The sequence below is a fragment of the Actinomadura vinacea genome, from assembly GCF_039532545.1.
Lineage (GTDB): Bacteria > Actinomycetota > Actinomycetes > Streptosporangiales > Streptosporangiaceae > Spirillospora > Spirillospora vinacea.
Map to the genome: position 1 here is coordinate 152,380 of NZ_BAAARW010000048.1, position 17,336 is coordinate 169,715.

Annotated in this window: 12 protein-coding genes; 8 read left to right on the top strand and 4 right to left on the bottom strand. The window is 72.8% G+C overall.

Annotated elements, in window-relative coordinates:
• Positions 1 to 19 precede the first annotated feature (19 nt).
• Both ABD340_RS46425 and secD read left to right on the top strand, forming a co-directional pair.
• Entirely contained in the window at positions 20 to 550 is a 531-nt protein-coding gene (locus ABD340_RS46425; RefSeq protein ID WP_344598418.1) for a hypothetical protein, read from the top strand.
• 126 nt (positions 551 to 676) lie between these two features.
• Positions 677 to 2,947, top strand: coding sequence for a protein translocase subunit SecD (gene secD, locus ABD340_RS46430; RefSeq protein ID WP_344598420.1), 2,271 nt, complete (start codon positions 677 to 679; stop codon positions 2,945 to 2,947).
• Positions 2,948 to 2,951: 4 nt separating this feature from the next.
• Here the strand turns inward: secD and ABD340_RS46435 are convergent, their stop codons facing one another.
• From ABD340_RS46435 to ABD340_RS46450, 4 genes are all read right to left on the bottom strand, one after another.
• Entirely contained in the window at positions 2,952 to 3,935 is a 984-nt protein-coding gene (locus tag ABD340_RS46435; protein WP_344598422.1) for a discoidin domain-containing protein, read from the bottom strand.
• Entirely contained in the window at positions 3,935 to 5,563 is a 1,629-nt protein-coding gene (locus ABD340_RS46440; protein WP_344598424.1) for an alkaline phosphatase D family protein, read from the bottom strand. Before ABD340_RS46440 ends, ABD340_RS46435 begins: the two co-directional genes overlap by 1 nt.
• 173 nt (positions 5,564 to 5,736) lie before the next feature.
• Entirely contained in the window at positions 5,737 to 6,846 is a 1,110-nt protein-coding gene (locus ABD340_RS46445) for a DUF4190 domain-containing protein (protein ID WP_344598426.1), read from the bottom strand.
• 127 nt (positions 6,847 to 6,973) lie between these two features.
• On the bottom strand, positions 6,974 to 8,851 hold the full coding sequence (locus tag ABD340_RS46450; protein ID WP_344598504.1) for a glycoside hydrolase family 15 protein: 1,878 nt from the start codon (positions 8,849 to 8,851) through the stop codon (positions 6,974 to 6,976).
• Positions 8,852 to 9,127: 276 nt separating this feature from the next.
• Here ABD340_RS46450 and ppdK point away from each other — a divergent pair, with 276 nt between their 5' ends.
• The 6 genes from ppdK to ABD340_RS46480 all read left to right on the top strand — a co-directional run bounded on the left by ppdK (position 9,128) and on the right by ABD340_RS46480 (position 17,301).
• A complete protein-coding gene (gene ppdK / locus ABD340_RS46455; RefSeq protein WP_344598428.1) occupies positions 9,128 to 11,803 on the top strand; it encodes a pyruvate, phosphate dikinase in 2,676 nt (891 codons plus the stop codon).
• Positions 11,804 to 11,880: 77 nt separating this feature from the next.
• Positions 11,881 to 12,654 carry a YdcF family protein gene (locus ABD340_RS46460; protein WP_344598429.1) on the top strand — a complete coding sequence of 258 codons (774 nt, stop codon included), beginning with the start codon at positions 11,881 to 11,883 and terminating at the stop codon, positions 12,652 to 12,654.
• A gap of 62 nt (positions 12,655 to 12,716) precedes the next feature.
• Positions 12,717 to 13,982: a deoxyguanosinetriphosphate triphosphohydrolase gene (locus tag ABD340_RS46465; protein WP_344598431.1), complete on the top strand. Its 1,266-nt coding sequence runs from the start codon at positions 12,717 to 12,719 to the stop codon at positions 13,980 to 13,982.
• A gap of 299 nt (positions 13,983 to 14,281) precedes the next feature.
• Entirely contained in the window at positions 14,282 to 15,511 is a 1,230-nt protein-coding gene (locus ABD340_RS46470) for an NAD(P)/FAD-dependent oxidoreductase (RefSeq protein WP_344598433.1), read from the top strand.
• A 55-nt stretch (positions 15,512 to 15,566) separates the two neighbouring features.
• A complete protein-coding gene (locus ABD340_RS46475; RefSeq protein ID WP_344598435.1) occupies positions 15,567 to 16,757 on the top strand; it encodes an MFS transporter in 1,191 nt (396 codons plus the stop codon).
• Between the two features lie 58 nt (positions 16,758 to 16,815).
• Entirely contained in the window at positions 16,816 to 17,301 is a 486-nt protein-coding gene (locus tag ABD340_RS46480) for a GtrA family protein (protein ID WP_344598436.1), read from the top strand.
• Positions 17,302 to 17,336: the final 35 nt, after the last annotated feature.

Here is a 17,336-nt window from a genome sequence, read left to right on the forward strand (position 1 = left end):
GCGGCGCCGATGGGCTACGGTGGCGGAGACGGACCGGTTCGCCGACGGGAGGAAGCGGATGCGCGACCTTCGGCGACCGTCCGCGCCCGCCACCGGCGACGCCTTCGGCGCGTCCGGCGCGTCCGGCGCATCCGGCCGGGACGAGCGGGGACGGCTCGCCCGCCTGCTCATCATCACGCTGGGCCTGCTGGGCCTGGTGGCGGCCCCCGCCGCGGGCACCACCGCGGCGGGCGCCGGGGCCGCCTCCGGCGTCCGCGCCGGGGCCCAGCTCGCCGGGCAGACCGTTCCCGGCGCCCGGGCGTCCGGCACCCAGACCCGGCAGCGCACCCAGCAGCCGGCGCGGGCCGAGCACGCCATCACGGCGGTCGCCGCGGCCCGGCCGCAGGCCGGGGCGTACGCCCCGCTGCCGGCGCCGGCACCGCCGCCGCCCGGCATCGAGATCCTCCCCTCCCACGTCCCGGCCGACCGGCCCGCCCCGGCCCGCGCCGAGCCCGCCACCCTCCCCGGCGGCGTCCCCCGAGGCCGCGCCCCGCCCCCCACCGGGTTCTGACGACGCCGTCCGGCCGGTGCCCGGGCCGCGCCCGCCGATGATCACCAGGTGATCGTCGGCGCGCGGTCCGGCGACCGGCGTTCACCCGGTGCCGCGAGGCGCCGGCATCCCGTGGAGGTCCATCCGTTGACTCGCGCCAATGTGGTGCGGGCGTTGCTGGCCCTGGCCATCCTCGCCACCTCGCTCTTCCTCGCCCTCACCAAGCCCGCCCGGCTCGGCCTCGACCTGCGCGGCGGCACCCAGATGGTCCTGGAGACCCGGGACTCCCACACGGTCAAGGCCGGCCGGGAGACCACCGACCGCGCCAAGGAGGTGCTCCAGCGCCGGATCGACGCGCTCGGCGTGTCGGAGTCGTCGATCACCCGGTCCGGGGAACGGCGCATCATCATCGAGCTGCCCGACGTCCAGGACCCGACCCGCGCCGCCCAGGTGGTCGGCAAGACCGCGCAGCTCACCGCGCACCCCGTCCGGACCAACGACGGCAAGCCGAAACCGGGCGAGCGGATCCTGCGCGACGAGCAGGGGCAGCCCATCCTCGTCGGCCCGCCGCTGCTCACCGGCGACGCGATCGGCTCCGCCAAAGCCGGCATCGACCAGCAGAACCTCGGCGGCTGGTTCGTCACCATCGACTTCCGCGGGGGCGGCGGCGCGGCCTGGGAGAAGGCCACCGCACGGGCCGCCTGCCTCGCCGGCGACGACCGGCGGATCGCGATCGTCCTGGACGGCCAGGTGATCTCCTCCCCGGGGGTCACCCAGGACGTGCGCTGCAACGTCGGCATCGCCGGCGGCTCCACCCAGATCACCGGCGACTTCAGCCCCGCGCAGGCCAAGAACCTGGCCGCGCTCATCCAGGGCGGCTCGCTGCCCGTCCCGGTGCACATCATCGAGCAGCGCGTGGTCGGCCCCACCCTGGGCGCGGCGGCGATCGAGGCCAGCGCGCAGGCCGCGGTCATCGGCGTGCTGCTCACCGGGCTGTTCATCATCGCCGTGTACCGGCTGGTCGGCGCCCTCGCCGCGGTGGCGCTGGCCTGCTACGCGCTGATCACGTACGCGGCGCTGGTGGGGCTGGGGGCGACGCTGACGCTGCCCGGCCTGGCCGGGTTCGTGCTGGCCATCGGGATGGCCATCGACGCCAACGTGCTGGCGTTCGAACGGGCCCGGGAAGAGTACGCGGCCGCGCCGCGGCGCGGCGTGCGCACCGCCCTGGCCACCGGTTTCGACCGGGCCTGGTCGGCGATCGCCGACTCCAACATCACCACGCTGCTGGCCGCCGGGCTGCTGTTCTTCCTGGCCTCCGGCCCGGTCCGCGGCTTCGGCGTCACGCTGTCCATCGGCGTCCTGGGATCGCTGATCTCGGCGATGCTGCTCAGCCGCGTCCTCACCGAGACGGCCCTGAGCCTCCGCCCCGTCGCCCGCCGGCCCCGGCTGACCGGGCTGGGCGCCACCGGCCGCGTCCGGGACTGGCTGGACCGCCGCCGCCCCGACCTGATGCGGCGCCGCAGGCTCTGGCTCGGGATCTCCGGGCTGGCCGTCGCGCTGGCGGTCACCGGGATCTTCGCCCGCGGCCTCAACTTCGGCGTGGAGTTCACCGGCGGCCGGCTGGTCGACTACTCCACCAGCCGGCCGGTCGGCATCGACGCCGCCCGCGCCGCCGTGGCCGACGCCGGATTCCCGCGCGCCGTCGTCCAGACCTCCGGCACCGACGACATCTCCGTGCGCACCGAGAAGCTCACCAACGCCGAGGAGAAGTCGATCCGGGACGCCCTGGCCCGGCAGGGCGGCCAGGTCACCAAGCAGCGCGACGAGCTCATCGGCCCCACCCTGGGCCAGGAGCTGCGCATCAAGGCGCTGATCGCGCTGGCCGTCGCGCTGCTGGTGCAGCTGGCCTACCTGGCCCTGCGGTTCCGCTGGACGTTCGCGGTCGGCACGGTGCTGGCGATGTTCCACGACGTGGTGATCGTCACCGGGGTGTTCGCCTGGCTCGGCAAACCCGTCGACGGCGTCTTCCTGGCCGCCCTGCTCACCATCATCGGCTACTCGGTGAACGACTCGGTGGTGGTCTTCGACCGCATCCGCGAGCTGTGGGGGGCCCGGCCGAAGGCGCCGTTCCCCGAGGTGGCCAACCTGGGGGCGCTGCAGACCGTCCCGAGAACGGTCAACACCGGCATGGGCGCGCTGTTCATCCTGGCCGCCCTGGCGGTGCTGGGCGGCGAGTCGCTGACCGACTTCGCGATCGCGCTGCTGATCGGCATCCTGGTCGGCACCTACTCCAGCGTGTTCACCGCGACGCCGCTCGCGATCGTCCTGGAGCGGTACGCCAAGGCCCCGGCGCCGCGCCCGAAGCGGCTGCAGCGCCCGCCCGAGCGCAAGCCGGGCGACTCCGGCGCGGTCGTCTAGGGGGTCATGGGCCGAAGACCTCCAGTTCGATGATCCGGGAGAAGCGGCCGTCGTTGGAGCCGAGGCAGACGATCCGCACGGCGTCCGCCTCCACCGGGTCGAACGTCATCGGGACCCGGCCCGAGGTGTTGGAGCGGGACCGGGCGACGGTCGTCCACTCGCCGTCCTCCCGGACCTCGACGTCCCAGTCCCGCAGGCCGTACCGGGACGCGGCGTAGCGGTTGCCGGCCAGCGTGTGCAGCACGACGGCCGAGATCCGCCGCGTCCCGCCCAGGTCCACGTCCAGGGTGTCGGGCCACGCGCGCGAGGTCGCGTCGTTCCAGCCGTTGCCGACGCCGAACTCCTCGCCGTTGAGGTTCCCGTCGGTGACGCTGGCCGCGGGGTAGCGGCCGGACGCGTCCTCCGAGGAGGCCGTGACCGGACGTCCACACGCCAGGTCGTCCTCGCCCGGGCCCGGCTCGGCGAGCGTGACCGGCACGGTCAGCCGCTCCCGGCCGACACGCAGGGACAGCCGGTACTCGCCCGCGGCGACCTCCGGCGGCGCGGTGATCCGGAACTGGATCCTCGCCTCGTACGAGGCCGGCAGGTAGTTGGCGAACACCGGGCGGGAGACCTTGAGCGGCCCCGCCTCCGCGGTCAGGTCGCCGTACACCGGCCCGCCGGTGGCGTTGCGCATCCCGATCGTCATCCAGCCGCTCCGGCAGCGCGGATCCGACGCCCGGACGAGCGTGAACCGGGACCGGTCGGCGGTGGGCGTGACCTTCCCGCGCGCGTCCGCCGACAGCGTGCGGGTCTCCACCTTCCGCATGGTGGCGTGCTCGGGGTTGACGGGCGGGGGCGGGTAGGCCAGCACGCCCGGCGTCCAGGTCGGCCGGGGGTCCCGCGGCGCGCCGCCGGGCGACCCGATGGCGGCCAGCGGGTAGGCGACGACCGCGCACGCGGCGGCGGCGAGGCCGCCCCACAGCGCCAGGCGGGGCGGAACGCTCATCAGGCCACCTCCACGTTCAGGCCGGGACGGCCGTTCTCGATCATGAACCCGGCCTTGGTCTCCACCGGCGAGTCCGGACGGCTCACCACCGGCGTGACCCGGTAGGCCACCCGGTAGGAGTCCGGCGTCACCGTGCAGGTCGTGTAGCCGCGCTGGTCGTTCTGGAATCTGATGTGCGGGTTGGACGGGTCCTGCTCGCCCGGCGGCAGCCCGGTCGAAGGGCTGCCGTCGCCGCCGCTGCTGATCGAGGTGCCGAGGAACTCCGATCCCAGCGTCGGCGACTCCGGGTCGTCGAAGTCCAGCTTGAGGTCGGCGGCCTGGCCGCGGTGCGCGTCGCCGGTGATGACGACGACGTTGTCCACCCGGCGCTCGGCGATGCCCCGCAGGATCCGGTCGCGGGACGCCTTGTAGCCGTCCCAGAAGTCCATCGAGAACAGCTGGGTGTCGGGGTCGGTGTTGAAGTCGTCCTGGGCCATCACGACCTGGTTGGCCAGCACCTTCCACCGCGCCGCCGACCCGGCCAGCCCGTCCAGCAGCCAGTTCTCCTGGTCCAGGCCGAGCATGCTGCGGGACGGGTCCAGCCGGGCCGTGCAGTCGACCCGGCCGCCGTCCCCGCACGCCTGGTCGGAGCGGTACTGGCGGCCGTCCAGCACGTCGAACTGCACCAGGTCCCCGTACTGGACGCGCCGGTAGAGCCGCATGTCCGGGCCCGCCGGCGCCTGGCCGGCCCGCAGCGGCATGTGCTCCCAGAAGGCCCGGTACGCGTTGGCCCGCCACACCAGGAACTCGGCCACCGAGGAGGTGCTCTCGTCGGAGATCGACCCGGCGTAGTTGTTCTGCACCTCGTGGTCGTCCCAGGTGACCAGCCAGGGGGCGTGGGCGTGCGCGGCCTGCAGGTCGGGGTCGGACTTGTAGAGCGCGTACTGGAGCCGGTAGCGGTCCAGCGTGTCGCACCGGAACCGCAGCCCGTCGTGGACGGCCGTGCTCCGGACCCCGCCGTCGGCGGGCACACCGCCCTCGTAGAGGTAGTCGCCCAGGTGGACGATCACGTCGAGGTCCTCGGCCGCCATGTGCCGGTAGCCCGGGTAGTGGCCGTCCTGCCACGCCTGGCAGGAGGCGAACGCGAAGCTCATCCGGTCGAGCCGGCGGCGCGGGTCGGGTGCGGTCCGCGTCCGGCCCACGGGGCTCACCTCGCGCCCGCTCCGGAACCGGTAGAAGTACTCGCGGCCCGGCTTCAGGCCCCGCACGTCCACGTGGACCGAGTGGGAGTACTCGGGGACCGCCCACGTCTCCCCGCGCCGCACCGTGCGGGAGAACCGCTCGTCCGCGGCGACCTCCCAGGCCACCTTGTACCGCCGGTCGTCGAGCCCGCCCCTCGGCTCGAGCGGCCTGGGCGCGAGCCGCGTCCACAGGACGACCCCGCCGGGCAGCGGGTCCCCGGACGCGACGCCGAGCCCGTACAGCCGGTCGGCCGCCGACCGCGGGGGAGCGGGCGCCGCCCGGGTGTGCGCGTCGGCCGGACGCGTGGCCAGGCCCAGTGCCATGGCCGCGCCCGACAGGAGCAGGAAGTCCCGCCGCGTGCGGCGGGCATGGTACGCGGCCGCGGCGCGCGTTCCGGGATCGTCCACGGGTCGCCTCCCTCGGGTTGCTCGGCGACTGGGTCTCCGCTGCGGGATGACAGGGAGGATTGGAGTGACCCGACATGATCTCCGGTCGGCGGCCGTCCGCCCGCCGGATGGCGCGCGGATGAACGTAAAAAGGCCTCCCGGATATCCCCGGGAGGCGCCAAGCCCGCGGCGGTTCAGCCGGGGACGACGGAGCGCTTGAGGGGGCGGCCCTTCGCGCCGGAGACCATGCACATGATCGTGCGGTCGCCCAGGTCCCACATCTCCTTGGTCGGGGGCACGTACCACTGGTCGATCCGGACGGGCGAGGGGCGCTTGGCGAACATCTTCTTCCAGTGGGCCGTGCAGCCCGCGTCGGCCTTCCGCTCAGCCGCCGGGTCGCCGGGGAAAGGGCCGGACGGCAGATCGAACTGGTGCGTGAGCTGGGTTCCGTGCGGCCGATCGCAGGGGATGAGGTTGACCGTGATCGCCTCCTCCTTCTTCGGCCAGTCGAAGCAGTCTCCGGGCTTCAGCTCGTCCAGGGCGCGGGTCTGCCGGACCTGCGATCCGATCGGCCCGGCCAGCTTCTGGCCCTGGGCGGCGGTGATGGCGCACTGCACCAGGCGGTCGCCCAGCTGCCAGCCGGTATCGCGCGGGTAAACGACGTAGGTCTCGCCGTTCTCGACCGGCGTGTGGGTCTTGAACCGGGCCTGGAAGCGCCCCTCGCACCCGCTGGTCCCGCGCCGGCGCATCTCCTCGTCGCCCAGCCACTCGGTCCTGGGGAGCTTGAAAGTCAAGATCAGCTCGCCGTCGTGCGGGCCGGTGCACGGCACGGTCTTGTGCTCGGCCGCGTCCGGTCCGGCGGTCAGGTCGAAGCACTCGCCGGGTTTGAGGTTAAGCCGGTAGTCGGCCTTGTCGGCGGTCTCGCCGGCGGCCGTGCCCACGACCGCGGCCACGGCGATGACGGCCACCACCAGCCAGACCCCGGCGGCGGCGAGGCCGCCGACGACCAGGCCCCGGCCCCGCTCTCCGCGACGGTTGATCTGCGCGAGTGCGGCGATCCCGAGGCCCACCGTGATCAGCAGCCCGCCGAGCAGCCCGGTGACCAGGGTCGCGATCGCCAGCGGGTTGGTCCTGTCCGTCCCCTGCGGCGGCACGGACGGCACGGACGGCACGGGCGGCACGGGCGGCTGGTCCGGCGGGGGCGCCGGGGAGGCGCTCGGTGCCGTCCAGGCCGGGACGGCTTCGGGGTTCGGGGGATCGGGCGGGGAGGTGGAGTCCCCGTCAGCGTTCGGTGGCACGTTCACGAGCGCGACGTTAAGCGAAGAACATCGGAAATCAGCGGTTTGTCGGCTCTTTGGCCAGGTGTTGCCGCGGGGTAAACCATTTCCGGTGCCGTGACCGGGGACCTCCCCGGTCACGGCCCCGGGGGGATCAGGCCAGCGGGGGCTGGCGCTCGTCGTCCTCGGCCGCGATGACCTGCATGACCGCGTTGATCAGCGCCAGATGGGTGAACGCCTGCGGGAAGTTGCCCAGGTGGCGTCCGGTGTGCGGGTCGATCTCCTCGGCGTACAGCTGCAGCGGGCTGGCGTACGACAGCAGCTTCTCGCACAGCGCCCGGGCCCGCTCCACCTCGCCGATCATGACCAGCGTGCTCACCAGCCAGAACGAGCAGATGGTGAAGGTGCCCTCCTCGGAGGCGAACCCGTCGTCGGTCTCCGCGGCCCGGTAGCGCAGGACCAGATCGTCCTCCGACAGCTCGTCGGCGATGGCCAGGACGGTCTCCCGGACCCGCTTGTCGTCGGCGGGCAGGAAGCCCAGCAGCGGGATCAGCAGCGACGAGGCGTCCAGCGCGCTGGCACCGTAGTGGGCGGTGAACACCCCGCGCTCGTCCAGGGCGTTGGCCAGCACGTCGGCGTGGATCTCGTCGGCGGCGGCCTGCCAGCGCCGCGCCCGGTCGCTGTCGCCCCGGATGCGGGCCAGCCGGGCGCCGCGGTCGGCGGCGACCCAGCAGAACACCTTGGACGAGGTGAAGTGCTGCGGCTCGCCGCGCACCTCCCACATGCCGCAGTCGGGGGTGCGCCAGTTGGCCAGCGCGTCCTCGACCTGCTTGATGATGATCTTCCAGAGCCGGTCGTCGAGCCGGTCCCGCTTGCGCACGAACAGGTAGATCGAGGCGATGATCGCGCCCCACACGTCGTGCTGGGCCTGCATGTACGCCTCGTTGCCGATGCGCACCGGGCGGGCGTCGTCGTAGCCGCTGAGATGGTCGAGGGTGGACTCGGGCAGCTCCTCGCGACCGTCAAGGCCGTACATGATCTGCAGCTTGCCCTCGGCGGCCTCGGCCACGTCGGTGATGAAGTAGAAGAAGTCGTTGGCCTCCCAGTCGTACCCGAGGGTGTAGAAGGCCCACAGCGCCATCGTGGAGTCGCGGATCCAGGTGTAGCGGTAGTCCCAGTTCCGGTCCCCGCCCGGCGCCTCCGGCAGCGAGGTGGTCGCCGCGGCGGCGACCGCGCCCGTCGGGGCGTAGGTGAGCCCCTTGAGGGTGAGCGCGCTGCGCTGCAGGTGGCTGCGCCAGGGGTGGTCGGGGAAGCGGCCGCGGTCCAGCCAGTGCTGCCAGTGGTGGACGGTCCAGACGAGCCGCTCCTGGGCCTCCTCGTAGCTGCCGGGCGGCTCGTGCTCGCTCCAGGAGAGCGCGACGAAGCGGGCGTCGCCCTGCTTGAGGAGGGTGCGGGAGGTGGCCAGCGAGCCCTCGAAACCGACGTTCATGTCGGTGGTCAGGCGCAGGTTGACGCCGTTGCCCCGGGCCAGGGCCTCGTGGTAGCCGACCCCGGTGTGCTCCCAGCGCGCCGGGGTCTGGCCGTAGTCGAACACAGGCATGCAGTCGAGCCGCACCTGGACCTGGCCGTTGACGCAGCGGACCATGCGCAGCAGCACGTGGTCGGCGTCGTAGTCGGTGGGGGCCCGGCGATGGGTGTGGGAACGTTCCGTCTCGTGGTGCCAGGGCCCCATGAGGAGCGCGTCGGTGACCACCAGCCACCCCCCGTGCACCCACCAGGTGGTCTCCATCACCATGGTGCCGGGGATGTAGCGTTGCGCCGCGGGCACCTCCACCCCCGCCGGGCCGAGCCGGAAGTAGCCCGCGTCACGGTCGAGGATCGACCCGAACACGCTGGGCGAGTCCATCTTGGGCAGGCACATCCACTCGATGTTCCCGCTCGGGGCGACCAGCGCGGTCGTCTCGCAGTCCGACAGGAACCCGAAATCGGCGATCGGCGCGAACGGGTCTCCCGCCCGGCCGCCGGCGACCATCGGCCTCACAGCCTCACCTCCCTGATCCATCACGTTCCATCATTCCCTCTCGATCGCAATGCCCGTGCCATGGGCTTGGGGTGTCATGTCTGGAATGTCACTATTGGAATAGACCAGTACAGGCCTCCTGACCTGCACCGACGTCCACTCGGCGACCGGGCGCCGAGCGGACCGCGGATACGCGGGTACAGTCCCGCCATCGAGACATCGGACTTTCTTCGGGAAAGTCTCAGATGTCTTGGTGTCGGGCGGAATCGGAGCGTGAAGGAGCACCCCGTGCCGAAGTTCGTGTACGACTTCACCGAAGGCAACAAGGACCTCAAGGACCTGCTGGGGGGCAAGGGCGCCAACCTCGCCGAGATGACCAATCTGGGCCTGCCGGTGCCGCCCGGATTCACGATCACCACCGACGCGTGCCGGCACTACCTGGAGCACGGGACGCTGCCCGCGGGCCTGCAGGACGAGGTGGACGCCCACCTGGCCGCACTGGAGCGGCGGATGGGCAAGCGCCTGGGCGACCCCGCCGACCCGCTGCTGGTCAGCGTGCGCTCCGGGGCCAAGTTCAGCATGCCCGGGATGATGGAGACCGTCCTGAACGTCGGGCTCACCGACGCCTCCGTGCACGGCCTGGCCGACCAGTCCGGCGACGAGCGGTTCGCCTGGGACTCCTACCGGCGGCTGATCCAGATGTTCGGCAAGACCGTCCTGGGCGTCGACGGCGAGCTGTTCGAGGACGCCATCGAGGCCGCCAAGGACGCCAAGGGCACCAAGGACGACGCCGGCCTGGACGCCGCCGACCTCCGCGCCCTGGTCGACCGGTTCAAGGACATCGTCCGCGAGCACGCCGGCCGCCCGTTCCCCACCGACCCGCGCGAGCAGATGGACCTGGCGGTCAAGGCCGTGTTCGACTCCTGGAACGCCCCGCGCGCCGTCCTGTACCGCCGCCAGGAGCGCATCCCGGTCGACCTCGGCACCGCCGTGAACGTGTGCTCCATGGTCTTCGGCAACATGGGCCTGGACTCGGGCACCGGCGTGGCCTTCACCCGCGACCCCGCCACCGGCCAGCAGGGCGTGTACGGGGACTACCTGCAGAACGCCCAGGGCGAGGACGTGGTCGCCGGCATCCGCAACACCGTGCCGCTGACCGAGCTGGAACGCATCGACAAGCCCTCCTACGACCGCCTCCTGGAGATCATGGAGACGCTGGAGAACCACTACCTCGACATGTGCGACATCGAGTTCACGATCGAGCGCGGCATGCTGTGGATGCTCCAGACCCGGGTGGGCAAGCGCACCGCCGCCGCCGCGTTCCGGATCGCCTGCCAGCTCCTGGACCAGGGGCTGATCGACGAGGACGAGGCCGCCTCCCGGGTGACCGGCGACCAGCTCGCCCAGCTGATGTTCCCCCGGTTCGACGAGTCCCGGCTCGCCTCCGCCCGCCGCCTCACCAAGGGCATGAACGCCTCGCCGGGCGCCGCCGTCGGCAAGGCCGTGTTCACCTCCGAGAGCGCCGTCCGCGCCGCCGAGAACGGCGAGGACGTCATCCTGGTCCGGCGCGAGACCAACCCCGACGACCTGTCCGGCATGGTCGCCGCCCGCGGCGTCCTCACCTCCCGCGGCGGCAAGACCTCGCACGCCGCCGTGGTCGCCCGCGGCATGGGCAAGACCTGCGTCTGCGGCGCCGAGGAACTCGACGTCGAGGTCAAGGCCGGCCGCTTCACCGCCCCCGGCGGCGTGGTCGTCGAGGAGGGCGAGGTGATCTCCATCGACGGCACCAGCGGCGAGGTCTACCTCGGCGAGGTCCCGGTCGAGGACTCCCCGGTCGTGCGGTACTTCGAGGGCCGGCTGCGGCCCGGCGACGGCGGCGAGCTCGTCCAGGCCGTCCACCGGCTCATGCGGCACGCCGACTCCCGGGCCGCGCTGAAGGTCCGCGCCAACGCCGACAACCCCGCCGACTCCGCCCGGGCCCGCCGGTTCGGCGCGCAGGGGATCGGGCTGTGCCGCACCGAGCACATGTTCCTCGGCGACCGGCGGCAGCTGGTGGAGAAGCTGATCCTGGCCGAGGGCGAGGAGGAGCGCACCGCGGCCCTGGACGCCCTCGAGCCCCTCCAGCGCGAGGACTTCGAGGGGATCTTCGAGGCCATGGACGGGCAGCCGGTCACCATCCGGCTGATCGACCCCCCGCTGCACGAATTCCTCCCTGACCTGACCGAGCTGTCGGTCAGGGTCGCTCTGGCCGGTGCCGGCGCCGATCCGCAGGACCGGCGGCTGCTGGAGGCCGTCCAGCGCCTGCACGAGGAGAACCCTATGCTCGGACTGCGCGGCGTGCGGCTCGGTTTGACGATTCCCGGGCTGTTCGCCATGCAGGTTCGGGCGATCGCCGAGGCCGCGGCGCGGCGCCGGCGGGACGGCGGCGACCCCCGGCCGGAGATCATGATCCCGCTGGTCGGCGCCGTCCAGGAACTGGAGGCCATCCGGGACGAGGCGCAGGGCGTGCTGGCCCAGGTCGCCCGGTCCACCGGGGTGGACGTCCCGGCGCTGATCGGCACCATGATCGAGCTGCCCCGGGCGGCGCTCACCGCCGGGCAGATCGCCGAGGCCGCCGAGTTCTTCTCCTTCGGCACCAACGACCTCACCCAGACCACCTGGGGGTTCTCCCGCGACGACGTGGAGGCGGCGTTCTTCTCCCGCTACCTGGAGGCGGGCATCTTCGGCGTGTCGCCGTTCGAGACGCTGGACCGGGAGGGCGTCGGGCGGCTCATCCGGATCGCGGCCGAAGAGGGCCGGGCCACCCGTCCGGACCTCAAACTGGGCATCTGCGGCGAGCACGGCGGCGACCCGGAATCGGTGCACTTCTGCCACGAGGTCGGGCTGGACTACGTCTCCTGCTCGCCGTTCCGGATCCCCGTCGCCCGGCTGGAGGCGGGCCGCGCCGCGATAGCGAGCACATGACAAAAAGCGGTCGAACCGGACACTGACTTGTGAACCCGATCGAGCATGGGAACCATCTAACTAACGTGTCCAGTGCGATGACGTTGGAATTCGATGTGCCGGAGCCCAGGCGGGCCGATCTTCCGGCGGACGACCTGCCCATGGACGATCGACCCGATGACGATCACGCCGAGAGCGGGGGCGGCGGCCGCCGCCCCCGCTGGTTCACGATCTCGTGGATCATCCTGCTCGGGCTGGTGGCGGTCCTGGTGCTCACCCCGCTCACCGTGGCCTGGCGGGTCTGGTACCAGGCGCGCCAGGACGAGACGCCGCGCTCGGACGCGATCATCGTCCTCGGCGCGGCCCAGTACAACGGCGTTCCTTCACCGACCCTCCAGTGGCGGCTGCAGCACGCCCTCGACCTGTACCGCCACGGCCGCGCCAAGGCGATCGTCACCGTCGGCGGCAAGCAGCCCGACGACAACTTCACCGAGGCCGGCGCGGGCAAGCGCTGGCTGGTGCAGCGCGGCGGCGTCCCGGCCGACAAGGTGATCTCGGTGCCGGAGGGCCTCGACACGCTGGAGAGCATGCGGGCGGTCGGGCGGCGGTTCGACCAGCTCGGCTGGAACTCCGGGATCATCGTGACCGACCCGTGGCACGGCCTGCGGTCCAAGCGGATGGCCGAGGACAGCGGGATCGACGCGGTCGCCTCGCCCACCCGCAGCGGCCCCAGCGTGCAGACCCGCGAGGGCCAGTTCCACTACATCGTCCGCGAGACCGGCGGCTACCTGTCCTACGTGCTGTTCGGCAAGAGCGTGCGGCCGCCCAGCGAGACGATCAAGACCGTCCCGCGGCAGACCGCAACGCCGTGATCACGATCGGGCCGCCCGCGGTTCAGCGCACGTCCCGGCGGTCCGCATAACCTGGTTTGACGATGACGCAGATTCCGCCGGACTATTCGGACCGAGACCGCGAGCGCTGGGCCCCCGAGCCCGCCAAACGGCGCGACCGCACCGCCTTCGAGCGCGACCGCGCCCGGGTGCTGCACAGCGCGGCCCTGCGCCGGCTCGCGGCCAAGACCCAGGTCGCCTCGCCCGGCGCGGACGCGCCCGGCAGCGTGCAGAGCCTGCGCACCCGGCTGACGCACTCGCTGGAGTGCGCCCAGGTGGGCCGCGAGCTGGGCAAGTCGCTGGGCTGCGACCCCGACCTGGTGGAGACCGCCTGCCTGGCCCACGACATCGGCCATCCGCCGTTCGGGCACAACGGCGAGGTCGCGCTGGACACCGTCGCCCAGAACTGCGGCGGCTTCGAGGGCAACGCGCAGAGCCTGCGCGTGCTGACCCGGCTGGAACCCAAGTCCTTCGCCCCGGCGGGCCCGCCCCTGTACGGCCGCAGCGTCGGCCTCAACCTCACCCGCGCCGCCCTGGACGCGGCCATGAAGTACCCGTGGCCGCAGGCGGACGCCGTCAACGGCAAATTCGGGGTCTACACCGACGACGTCCAAGCCGCCCGCTGGGCCCGGGAGGACGCCCTGCCGCGCAAGACCTGCTTCGAGGCCCAGGTCATGGACTGGAGCGACGACGTCGCCTACTCCGTCCACGACCTGGAGGACGCCCTGGTCGCCGGGCACATCGACTTCGGCCACCTGGCCGATCCGGCCGAGCGGCGCCTGGTCGCGCAGACCGCGATCAAGCTGTACTGCGACGACGCCACGCTGCCCGAACTGGAGGAGCGCTTCGCGGCGCTGCTGGCCGAGCCGTTCTGGCCGGACCGCTACGACGGCACCCCGCGCACGCTGGCCGCGCTGAAGAACCTCACCAGCACGCTGATCGGACGGTTCTGCCTGGCCGCCGAGGCCGCCACCCGGGCCGCCTACGGCGACCGCCCGCTCACCCGCTACGCCGCCGACCTGATCGTGCCGCGCGAGCAGCGGCTGGAGTGCGCGCTGCTCAAGGGGATCACCGCGCACTACGTGTGGATCAGCCACGAGGAGATCCGGGCCCGGCAGCGCGAGCTGATCATGGAACTGGCCGAGCTGATGCTGGCCGGCGCCCCGGGCACGCTCGACCCGGCGTTCCGCGCCGCCTACGTCGAGGCCCCGGACGACGCCGCCCGCCTCCGCGCCGTCATCGACCAGATCGCGTCCCTGACGGACACCTCGGCGATCAACCGCCGCACCCTGCTACGCGATCATGTGTGAGGGATCGCGTCCCTGACCCGAGCCGCCTTGGCGATCAACCGCCGCACCCTGCTACGCGATCATGTGTGAGGGATCGCGTCCCTGACCCGAGCCGCCTTGGCGATCAACCGCCGCACTCTGCTACGCGACCATGTGTAATTAGATCGCGTCCGTTCGTGTGCGGGGCCGGAACGATCTTGGGGGGTCGGTGGGCTTGTTTATGCCACGGAATGGCGATAGGCGGGCCTTGTCTTGGTTATGACGCCGCTGTAGGGCATAGAAGGACGAGGCTTAAGCGGTGCATACCCTGAGGAGGTTCCATGTCCCGGGAGACGTTCGTGATCGTCGGTGCGAGCCTGGCGGGCGCGAAGGCGGCGGAGACGCTGCGGGAGGAGGGCTTCGAGGGGCGGGTGGTGCTGATCGGGGAAGAGGCCGAGCGGCCGTACGAGCGGCCGCCGCTGTCCAAGGGGTACCTGCTGGGACGGCAGGAGCGGGACAAGGCGCACGTGCACGAGGCCGACTGGTACGGCGAGCACGGCGTCGAGCTGCGGCTGGGGGTGCGGGCCACCTCGATCGACCGGTTCGCGCACCGGGTGGGGCTGGCCTCGGGGGAGCCGGTGGACTACGACCGGCTGCTGCTGGCCACCGGGTCGTCCCCGCGCAGGCTGGACGCGCCGGGCTCGACGCTGCAGGGCATCCACTATCTGCGTTCGATGGCGGATTCGACCGCGCTGCGGGAGGCGCTGGAGCCGGGCGGGCGGCGGGTCGTGGTGGCCGGCGCGGGGTGGATCGGGCTGGAGACGGCCGCCGCGGCGCGCACGTACGGCAACGAGGTGACGATGATCGAGCCCGAGCCCACGCCGCTGCACTCGGCGCTGGGGCCTGAGGTCGGCGGGCTGTTCGCCGACCTGCACCGGGGGCACGGCGTGGATCTGCGGCTGGACCAGGGCGTGGCGGGGTTCTGGGGGGCCGGTCAGGTGTCGGCGGTGGTCACCTCGGGCGGGCAGGAGATCCCGGCGGACGTGGTGATCGTCGGGGTCGGGGTGCGGCCCAACACCGAGCTGGCCGAGGACGCCGGGCTGGAGGTGTCCGACGGGGTGCTGGTGGACCAGGCGCTGCGGACCTCCGATCCCGACATCTTCGCGGCGGGCGACGTGGCGAACGCGTACCACCCGCTGCTGGGCAAGCGGATCCGGGTGGAGCACTGGGCGAACGCGCTGAACGGGGGCCCCGCGGCGGCCCGCGCGATGCTGGGGCGGGCGGTGAGCTACGACCGGATCCCCTACTTCTTCACCGACCAGTACGAGCTGGGCATGGAGCTGTCGGGCGTGGCGGCGCCGGGGGAGTACGACGACGTGGTGTTCCGCGGGGACGTGCCGGGCCGCGAGTTTCTGGCGTTCTGGCTGCTGGACGGCCGGGTGGTGGCCGGGATGAACGTCAACGTGTGGGACGTGACCGGCGACGTGCAGGCGCTGATCCGGTCGGGCGAGCCGGTGGACGCGGCGGGGCTGGCCGATCCGAAGGTCCCCCTGACCGAACTGGTCGCCTGATTCTTCCGTTTTCGGAAGGTGATCACCGTCCCGTAAGGAACGTAGGGTCTTGCGGGTGGTGACTGAGACGATCGCCGCGCTCGGCCGGGCGCGGACCGCGGTGACCGTGGCGTTTCTCGTGCACGGGCTGGTCGGCGCGGCGTGGGTGGCGCGGATCCCGCAGATCAAGCGCGAGCTGGGGCTGAGCGAGGGCGCGCTGGGCGTGGCGCTGCTGGGCGCGCCGGTCGGCGTGGTCCTGGCGGTGCGGTTCGCCGGGTGGACGGTGGCGCGCTGGGGCAGCCGGGCCACCACGCTGGCGTCCGGGACGGCCGCGGCCCTGGCCCTGGTGCCGCTGGGCCTGTCCTGGAACATCGCCGCCCTGACGTGCTCACTCGTGCTGATGGGCGGCTCGCTGGGGCTCATGGACGTGGCGATGAACGCCCAGGGCGTGGCCGTCGAACGCCGCTACGGCCGTCCGCTGATGTCGGGGCTGCACGGCGCGTACAGCGTGGGGACGCTCGGTGCCGCCCTGGCGGGGTCGGCAGCCGCGCACCTGGAGGTGCCGGTTGCGGTGCATCTGAGCGTCGCCGCGGCGGTGCTGACCGCGGTGCTGCTGCTGTGCTGCCGCGATCTGATGGACCGTTCGGCGGACGTGCTGCCCGACCCGGAGACGGAGCGGACGGCCGCCGGGGCGGCGCCGGACCCGGCGGTACGGGCCGGGCGGTGGACGCTGGCGCTGCTGGGCGTCATCGGGCTGTGCTCGTTCGTCGGTGAGGGCGCGATGGCCGACTGGAGCGCGGTCTACCTGCGCGAGACGCTGGAGACGGGGCCGGGCCTGGCGGGGCTGGGCTATGCCGGATGCGCGGTGGCGATGGCGGTCGGCCGGCTGGCCGGCGACCGGGTGGTGGCCCGGTTCGGGCCGGTTCCGGTGCTGCGCGCCGGGTCGCTGGTCGCCGCGCTCGGGCTCGGCCTGGGCCTGCTGGCGGAGCACCCGGCCGTGGCCGTGCTCGGGTTCACGTTGTTCGGGCTGGGCGTCGCGCCGGTGGCGCCGGTCACCTTCAGCGCCGCGGGGAACCTGCCGGGCGTGCCCGCGGCCAACGGGATCTCCCGGGTGACGGCGGTGGGCTACCTGGGCCTGCTGGGCGGGCCCCCGGTGATCGGGTTCGTGGCGCAGGGGGTCGGGCTCGGCTGGGCGCTGGCCGTGCCGGTGGCGCTGGTCGCGCTGATCGTCCCGCTGGCGGGGGCGACGGCGACCGCGGGCCGCTGAGCGGGTTTCGGCGTGGGGCTAACTCGGCTTATGTCCGCTTCCGGTAAAGTCTGGGCGGGTGAACGCCAAGCAGGGGCCGATACCGGTCAGTTCGGACCCGGTCCCCCCGATCGCACCTCGCAGGGCCGCGCGGCCTCCCAGGACCTTCGTCCGGGAGCTGCTCACCTTCGGCTTCGTGGGCCTCCTCGGCACGGTGATCACCATCGGCGGGGCCAACGTGCTGCGGCACTGGCTCGGCGGCGGCCCGCTGACCAGCGTGGTCGTCCCGACGGTCGTCTCGACCGTCACGTCCTACCTGCTCAACCGGCACTGGACGTTCCGGCACCGGGACAGCGACGGCTCCGGCCGGGAGTTCGTGATCTTCTTCGGGCTGAACGGCGTCGGGATGGCCATCCAGGTGCTGTGCACCGGGATCACCTTCTACGCCCTGGCCCTGCGGGGCGGGCTGTCCTACAACGCCGGGCTGCTGGTCGGGCTGGGGCTGGGCTCGGCGTTCCGCTACTGGTCGTACAAGAAATGGGTGTTCACCCCGGCGGCCGCCTGAGCCGCGGACGGGAAGGCCCCGGCGGCACGCGCACG